Source organism: Actinokineospora sp. (assembly GCF_050699995.1).
Classification (GTDB): Bacteria; Actinomycetota; Actinomycetes; order Mycobacteriales; family Pseudonocardiaceae; genus Actinokineospora.
Genome location: NZ_JBOHGC010000420.1, coordinates 1 through 1,070 on the forward strand (window position 1 = coordinate 1; position 1,070 = coordinate 1,070).

At 69.9% G+C, this 1,070-nt stretch carries 1 pseudogene; it reads right to left on the minus strand.

The window, feature by feature from the left end:
• Positions 1–1,070: pseudogene (locus ACRDSQ_RS20670) on the minus strand (RHS repeat-associated core domain-containing protein); the annotation flags it as partial.

Genomic DNA, 1,070 nt, shown 5'->3' on the forward strand with positions numbered 1-1,070 from the left:
GCACGGACCGGACACCTTCTGCGCGGCGCTGGGGTAGGACAGCATCCAGGCCGGGGTGTTCGCGACGTAGGTGGTGCGGGCGCACGAGGTCTGGGCGGCTTGGCCCACTTCCCCCTCCTCCTGCACCGCCACCGGGAGACCGGAGGCGCCGTAGGTGGTGGTGGTGCGCTTCTCCCGCCACGAGTTGGTCGCGGCGAGGCGGTCACGGGTGCGGGAGACCGCGGTCCCGGTGAGGTAGGACTTCTCGCCGTTCTGGTCGGTGGCCGTCGCGGCGGACGACCACGGCGTGCCGAACGAGCCGCTGTTGACCGCGCCGTCGAGGTAGGTGAGGGACTCGTACTTGAAGCCCTGGTGCTGTTTCTCGTCGACCAGGTTCTCGCCGAGCCAGTTGGTGACCGAGACGGTGCGCGTCCCCGACGTGGCCCGGTCGCCATGCATGCCGCGCAGAAAGCGGTCCTTGACGACGGTACGCGGACCGGCCGGGTCGTCCGGGTTGCCGGTGGTGGTGCTGACATCGCCGTAGCCGCGCCACTGTGACCAGGTGCGGTGGGCCGGGTCGGCCAGGTGGTTCTCGTCGAAGTGCCACGCCGCGCCACCGTGGTAGTCGTAGTGGGTGCGGGTCTGCTTGGACAGGGCTGTGCCGCCGCTGGAGTACACGTCGCTGACGACGTACTTGTTGAACCAGTCGAGGATCGGCGTGGTCTGCCCGTTGGGGATCCAGTACGCCGGATAGCAGCGGGTCGTGTTCGTCGCCGGGTCCGGCGCCCCGCCCTGACAGTCCTGATCGGCGTAGGTGACGGTGAGGACGCCGCCGAGCTCGCCGATCACGGTGGTGATGCGGTAGCGGGACAGGCTGGTGTAGGCCTGCGACTGGTAGGTGCGGTTGCGCTTGGCGTCGCCGCCGAACTTCGTGGGCGGCATGGCGGCGGAGCCGTCGACGAGGCCGGTGTGCACGACGTTGTCCAGCCACAGCGCGGGATCGGACCCGTCGGCGGTTGTCGGGAAGGTGTGCGTGAGGGCCCAGCGGTCGCGGTCTGTCCAGCCACCGCCGCCGTTGGTGACCTTGGTGG